Here is a 6,509-nt window from a genome sequence, read left to right on the forward strand (position 1 = left end):
TAAAACTAAATCAGCCAAAGCAACAAGGATATAATCCAAACCAAAGAAAGTGGTGCTAGTTTGAATATATTTCGAAATAAATCATTTGCATATATTTGGATTGGAAATGGGTTGTCAGAATTAGCAGGGGCCTTTGGAACCTTTTGCAATTCACTATTAATCTATGAAATGACAGATTCATCTTGGGCATTAGGCAGTATGTGGCTACTATATTTCCTGCCATCCCTCATGCTGCAGCTTGTTATTGGACCATATATTGATCGTTGGAGTAGAAAATGGGTTATGATTTTTGCACTTTGGAGCAGGGGGCTTGTATTTCTTATTCCGCTGATTGGGTTTATTACAGACACACTAGTCCCATGGCATATTTTTATCGTTCAAATCATCATCGGATTAATAACTCCCGTTTATTCCCCTGCCAATCAAGCAATATTGCCTAGCCTTGTTTCGAAACAGCAATTACAGACAGCGAATGCCTATATGGAAGGAATGGCACGATTAATGACCTTTACTGCGCCAGTTATGGCAGGGGTTGTCATTGAATATATCGGGATTGACAGCACGTTATCTTTTATTTGCATTTCTCTGATTGTTAGTGGAAGCCTTCTATTATGTATTGCGGAAGAAAGGGAAGAGAGAGCAGAAAGAAAAACATGGGCGACTGAATTTCTGGAGGGGATCAGCTACTTTTTTCAGCAAAGAACAATAGTATGGTTAGGTGCTTTTCTAGCATTTGTGCAATTTGGAGTAGGGGTTACGATGGTTATAAATATTCCATTTATAAAAAGCGTATTGGACGGAAATAATGTCATGTATGGTTATTTTATGGCAGGATTTCCTTTAGGGTATATGCTAGGAACTTTACTCGTTGGGAAATGGAGGTTCCAATCGAGAAGAAGCATGATGCTGGGAGCACTATTAATTGGAGGGTTGACTTATATAAATCTCGGGATGACTAACTCCATCCTTTTAGCAATAACTACAGAGATAATAGCGGGAATTGTCATGGCATTTTTTAGCATCCATAATATAACGATTTGCCAGCAAAACGTTCCAAATCATTTAATGGGAAAAATCGTTTCCGTACGTTCTTTTATTATTCGAGCCATGATGCCGCTTGGTGTATTAATAAGTGGAGTACTAAGTGAAGTATGGGGAATTCGGCCATTGTACATTTTCATCGGAGCATTAATTGCTAGCATTTCCTTATTGGGAATGACATTGCCGTATTTTGCGTTTATAGATAAAGCAAATACAGATGAAAAGCTGGCTTCCTAATCTCCAATAGAAAAAGACTAGGAAACTTGTTAATGATTTTCCTAGTCTTTTTCCTTAATATTTTTTCAACAAGATGGCTGAATTATGACCGCCAAAACCAAAGGAATTGGATAAACCGATGGATAAAGAAGCTTTTCTTGCTCTTCCTGGGACGTAATCTAAATCGCAGTCGGAATCTGGATTTTCTAAGTTAATGGTTGGTGGAATAATGCCTTCTTGCAAACTTTTCACTAATGCGATGGCTTCTGCACCACCAGCCGCACCAAGCATATGACCGAGCATGGATTTATTCGCGGTTACTGGTATTTTATAAGCTTCATTTTCAAATAATTTCTTAATAGCTAATGTTTCCGAACGATCGCCGACTGGTGTACTGGTTGCATGGGCACTAATCACATCTACATCAGAAGGGGAGATAGTTGCTTTCGCTAAGGCATTTCTCATGGCGAGATATGCGCCTCTTCCTTCTGGATGGGTGGCAACCATATGATGAGCATCTGAGCTTGCCCCATATCCAATAATTTCAGCTAATATAGGAGCGTTTCTCTTAAGGGCATGTTCCAAGTCTTCAACTACTAAAATAGCCGCTCCTTCACTCATTACAAATCCATCACGATTTCTATCAAATGGTCTACTTGCTAGACTAGGTTCCTCATTTCTAGTCGATAACGCTCTTGCATTGCCAAAGCTAGCTAAAGCTAAATTCGTGATAGCTGCTTCCGCTCCACCAGCAAACATCACATCTGCATCGCCATTACGAATGGTGTGAAAGGCTTCTCCAATCGATGTATTTCCAATCGAACAAGCTGTTACAGGAGAGAGGGAAGGACCTTGAGCGCCAAGTCGGATACTAATTTGTGCTGCCGCAGCATTAGAAATCATCATTGGCACTAAGTTAGGACTAACACGATGAGGACCTTTTTGATTTAATGTATTTACATTATCAATAAGTGTTGTTAACCCTCCAATCCCTGACCCTACATAAACACCTAAACGTTCTTTATCCACTAGTTCTAGGTCTAGCCGAGAATCTGTTAAGGCTTCTTCAGCTGCAGCTAATGCAAACTGGCTAAATCGATCAAGTTTCTTCGCTTCCTTTGCTCCCCATCGTTCTACTGGATGAAAGTCGGTTATAACTCCAGCGATTCTTGTTTTTGAATTTGAGACATCTAAATGGTCGATAGGATGGATTCCAGATTCCCCTTTTAAGAGATTCTGCCAATAATCATCTACATTATTTCCTAACGGTGAAATAATTCCCATTCCAGTGACAACAACTCTTTTCACAACTTTTCCCCCATTCCTTTTTTACTTATTCTATTCTTTTTTTATCCTATTACAAGTTGTAGTTTATACTAGTATAAATAGTACTAGCTTAAAAAGGAGAATTCGTATGAATAGAGATATTAGACTAGAAGCTTTATCCGATTTTCTAAAAACAAAGCGTTCGAAAATACAGCCACAAATGGTGGGACTTCCTGTTGGCAGCAGAAGAAGAACGGCGGGACTTCGGAGGGAAGAGGTAGCACAACTAGCTGGGGTAAGCACAACCTGGTACACCTGGCTAGAGCAAGGGAGAGATATTAAAGTATCTATTTCTGTTTTAGATGCTGTTGCAGATGCTCTGCAATTGAACCTGGATGAAAGAAAATATGTATATGGATTAGCGTTTGAGGAGGGGAGTTCCTTTTTTCCTAAGGAAGAGGAAGAGGGAATGATTACGCCAGCCTTGGAGAAAATTTTAAAAGAGCTTCGCTACTGTCCTTCTATTATCACCGACCGCCGTTCCTTTATCGTAGGATGGAATGAAGCTGCTAAACAAGTATTTTTGGATTTTGAAAAGATTCCACTTGAAAAAAGGAATCTAATTGAACTAGTTTTTTCAAGAAAAGAGCTTAGAGCATTAGCAGTTAATTGGGAGGACTTTGTCAAAGGATTCATCTCTATCTTTCGCACATACTTGGGTCAGTATATGGCAGATGAGTGGTATGGAGAATTTATCGAAGACATGAAAAAAAACTATCCAGACTTTAATAAAATGTGGAGCGAAAGTGAAGTAAGTTCTGCTCCTGAAGTGTTAATTGAATTTCGGCATTCTAAGGCTGGAAAAATGATCTATAATTTAACTTCTTTACAGGTTCATGGAGCGAATGATTTGAGATGCAGTATTTATACGCCTGTTGATGGGACTGGTACAGAGGAGAAGATTAAGCAATTGATGAAATAGTTTTGGACAAATAGACAAAGGGACACAGCAATTGTTGTGTCCCTTTGTCTATTAATGGTTTCAATCAATAAGTTGCTTAATCCCCTCTACTACAGGTGTTTCCGAACGTCCAAGCAATTTTTCAAAATCATTGCTTTCTATTTCTAATGTACCTTCACGAATATCCTTTTGAATGGCTACAAGCATTGGAACGATGAAATCTGGTACACCAGCTTGTGCCATGATTTCACCATAAATAGTGTCATCAACCTGTTGAACTGGTACTTCTTTTCCAATCACTGTGCCGACAGCAGCGGCGATTTCTTCTTGGGATAAAAGTTTGCCAGAAAGCTCGTAAACTGTATTCTCGTGTCCTTCTTCAGTAAGGACCACTGCTGCAGCTTCTGCGTAGTCTTGTTGTAAAGCCCAGCCGACTTTTCCGTCTCCTGCAGAGGTAACCCAAGGTGCTCCAGCTTGAACACCTTGAATAGTGGAAAGTTCATTTTCTAGATACCAGTTGTTGCGCAAGAACGAATAAGGGATGCCTGTTTGAAGAATAGCCTTTTCTGTTGCTTTATGAACTTCTGCAAGGAAATTTGTGCTTTCTTGTGCATTTGCAATACTTGTATATGCAATAAACGAAACACCAGCATTTTTAGCAGCTGAAACAGCATTATTGTGTTGACGAATTCTTGTTTCTGTATCGCCATCTGCTGAAATAATTAATAAGCGATCAATTCCTTTAAATGCTGTTTCTAATGTTTCTGGCTGATCGAAATCTCCTTGGCGAACATTTACGCCCTTCGCTTGTAATCCTGCAGCTTTTTCAGGATTGCGAACACTGATTGCAAGCTGATCAGCAGGAACTTTTTTTAATAAAATATCGACTATTTTAGAGCCTAGTTTACCAGTTGCACCTGTTACTAATAGTTTCATTTGAAATTTCCTCCCATTCATTTTCTCATTTCATTATAACCAGAAGCTTCTAACAAGATGTGTTGTTGTATATTCAATATAGGTATATAGTATATTCATAGTTAGAAAAATAAAAGTAGTTATTTTTTTATGACATAGTCACATAAATAGTACCATGGGAAGGAGAGATAAAATGGCACGTTATTTTGTTCAAGGGGAACCATCTTCGAATGAAGAGGAAGGCTTCTGTCCTGTAACTTATACGCAAAATTTAACGGCAGGAAGATGGAAAATTATTATCTTGTGGCAGTTAAGTCAGGGGACCAAACGTTTTAATGAACTGCAAAGGCTTTTACCTGGCATTTCAAAAGGAATTTTAACAAGACAGCTGCGAGAATTGGAAGCCGATCAAATGGTACACCGAGAAGTATATAAAGAGGTGCCGCCTAAGGTGGAGTATTCTTTAACCGAAAAGGGAGTAAGCTTTATTCCCATTCTTGATTTAATGGGAGAGTGGGGCAAGAAGCATTATAAGGATTAAAGAAAAATGGGGACAGTTAATTGTCCCCATTAGCTTTACAATACTTTATTCAAGAAATCTTGCGTACGCTCATTTTGTGGATTTCCGAAGATCTCCTGTGGTGTTCCTTCTTCCACAATATAACCATTATCCATAAAGATAACGCGGTCTGCAACTTCTCTGGCGAAGCCCATTTCATGTGTTACGATAACCATCGTCATTCCTTCTTGTGCCAATTGTTTAATGACATTCAGCACTTCTCCGACCATCTCTGGGTCTAGGGCGCTTGTTGGTTCATCGAATAGCATAATATCAGGGTTCATGGCAAGGGCACGTGCGATTGCTACCCTTTGCTTTTGACCGCCAGATAATTTAGCTGGATTTTCGTTCGCCTTTTCTTTCAATCCAACTCGATCTAAAAGTTCTAATGCTTTTTCTTTCGCTTGCTGTGGTGTTGCTTTCTTTAAATCAACTGGTGCTAGCGTGATATTTTCTAATACCGTTAAGTGTGGGAAAAGATTAAAGTGCTGGAACACCATACCGATATTTTCCCTAATTTTGTTAATATCATTTTTCTTATCCGTTAAGTTATAGTCATTTACAACGACTTCTCCACTTGTTACTTCTTCTAACATATTTAAGCAGCGAAGAAGGGTACTTTTTCCAGATCCAGAAGGACCGATTAAGCAAACAACTTCGCCCTCTGTTACCTGTAAATCAATTGATTTCAATACTTCAAGACTACCATATGATTTTTTCAGATTCGTCACTTTAAGCTTGGCCATTTTTAATCCTTCTTTCTAAAACATTTGATACTTTTGTTAGAATCATAATAACGATAAAGTACATAATGCCGACAATTAGCCACATTTGGAATGATTCTAAGTTTCTTGCAATAATAATTTTTCCACTTTGTGTCAATTCGTTAATACCGATGATGGAAAGAATAGACGTATCTTTTAATGTAATAACAAACTGGTTAATAAATGCTGGAATCATTAATTGAATAGCCTGTGGAAGCACTACTTTTCTCATTGCTTTTCCATAAGGAAGTCCAAGACTGCGTGCAGCTTCCATTTGTCCTTTATCAACCGATTGAATTCCTCCGCGAACAATTTCCGCCATGTAAGCACCAGCGTTTAAGCTTAGGGTGATCAGACCGGCAGCAACAGCTGTAATTCGGAAATCAAGGGCCGCTGGTATTCCAAAGTAAATAAAGAATGCTTGAACAATTAATGGTGTTCCTCGGAAAATATCGATATAAATAACAGCAATTGTGCTTAATACTTTATTTTTGGAAATACGTAATAAACCAAAGAAAATACCGAGTACTGTTGCAATTAAAAGAGAAACGACTGTTAAGATCAACGTCATTTTTAAACCAGATAATAGGCTAGGGAAGCTTTCTTTTAAAAGTCTGAAAAAGCCACTGTCTTTTTCTTCTTCTGAACCAGTTTCTAAGTATTTATCTAATATTTCTTGATATTCACCAGACGCTTTTAAATTCGTTAGTCCTGCGTTAAACATTTCAAGAAGCTCTGTATTTTGTCCTTTTGATACGGCAAATCCATAGGATGCTCCCGCTTCTTT

At 38.4% G+C, this 6,509-nt stretch carries 7 protein-coding genes; 3 read left to right on the forward strand and 4 right to left on the reverse strand.

Annotation, left to right across the window (positions count from 1 at the left end; all coding sequences use genetic code 11):
• Positions 1–60 precede the first annotated feature (60 nt).
• Complete coding sequence (locus RTL21_RS10570) at positions 61–1,278, forward strand: MFS transporter (protein WP_312095845.1); 1,218 nt, start codon at positions 61–63, stop codon at positions 1,276–1,278.
• Between the two features lie 54 nt (positions 1,279–1,332).
• On the opposite strand, the gene fabF is transcribed toward RTL21_RS10570, so the two are convergent.
• On the reverse strand, positions 1,333–2,565 hold the full coding sequence (gene fabF / locus RTL21_RS10575; protein ID WP_312095846.1) for a beta-ketoacyl-ACP synthase II: 1,233 nt from the start codon (positions 2,563–2,565) through the stop codon (positions 1,333–1,335).
• A gap of 106 nt (positions 2,566–2,671) precedes the next feature.
• Between fabF and RTL21_RS10580 the strand changes: the two genes are divergently transcribed.
• Positions 2,672–3,505, forward strand: a complete 834-nt coding sequence (locus RTL21_RS10580; protein ID WP_312095847.1) for a helix-turn-helix transcriptional regulator — start codon at positions 2,672–2,674, stop codon at positions 3,503–3,505.
• A gap of 60 nt (positions 3,506–3,565) precedes the next feature.
• Here the strand turns inward: RTL21_RS10580 and RTL21_RS10585 are convergent, their stop codons facing one another.
• Entirely contained in the window at positions 3,566–4,420 is an 855-nt protein-coding gene (locus tag RTL21_RS10585) for an SDR family oxidoreductase (RefSeq protein WP_312095848.1), read from the reverse strand.
• Positions 4,421–4,592: 172 nt separating this feature from the next.
• Between RTL21_RS10585 and RTL21_RS10590 the strand changes: the two genes are divergently transcribed.
• Positions 4,593–4,940 carry a winged helix-turn-helix transcriptional regulator gene (locus tag RTL21_RS10590; RefSeq protein WP_312095849.1) on the forward strand — a complete coding sequence of 116 codons (348 nt, stop codon included), beginning with the start codon at positions 4,593–4,595 and terminating at the stop codon, positions 4,938–4,940.
• Positions 4,941–4,975: 35 nt separating this feature from the next.
• Here RTL21_RS10590 and RTL21_RS10595 read toward each other — a convergent pair whose 3' ends face one another.
• Complete coding sequence (locus RTL21_RS10595; RefSeq protein ID WP_312095850.1) at positions 4,976–5,704, reverse strand: amino acid ABC transporter ATP-binding protein; 729 nt, start codon at positions 5,702–5,704, stop codon at positions 4,976–4,978.
• On the reverse strand, positions 5,691–6,509 hold an 819-nt coding region (locus RTL21_RS10600; protein WP_312095851.1), incomplete at its 5' end, for an amino acid ABC transporter permease. The genes RTL21_RS10600 and RTL21_RS10595, both read right to left, overlap by 14 nt.

The sequence above is a fragment of the Niallia sp. genome (genome assembly GCF_031978665.1).
GTDB lineage: Bacteria > Bacillota > Bacilli > Bacillales > Cytobacillaceae > Niallia.

Excerpts from the sequence above, each read along its gene's own strand:
- RTL21_RS10580 (WP_312095847.1), top strand. The coding sequence starts at position 2,672 with ATGAATAGAGATATTAGACTAGAAGCTTTATCCGATTTTCTAAAAACA.
- RTL21_RS10585 (WP_312095848.1), bottom strand. The coding sequence starts at position 4,420 with ATGAAACTATTAGTAACAGGTGCAACTGGTAAACTAGGCTCTAAAATA.
- RTL21_RS10590 (WP_312095849.1), top strand. The coding sequence starts at position 4,593 with ATGGCACGTTATTTTGTTCAAGGGGAACCATCTTCGAATGAAGAGGAA.
- RTL21_RS10595 (WP_312095850.1), bottom strand. The coding sequence starts at position 5,704 with ATGGCCAAGCTTAAAGTGACGAATCTGAAAAAATCATATGGTAGTCTT.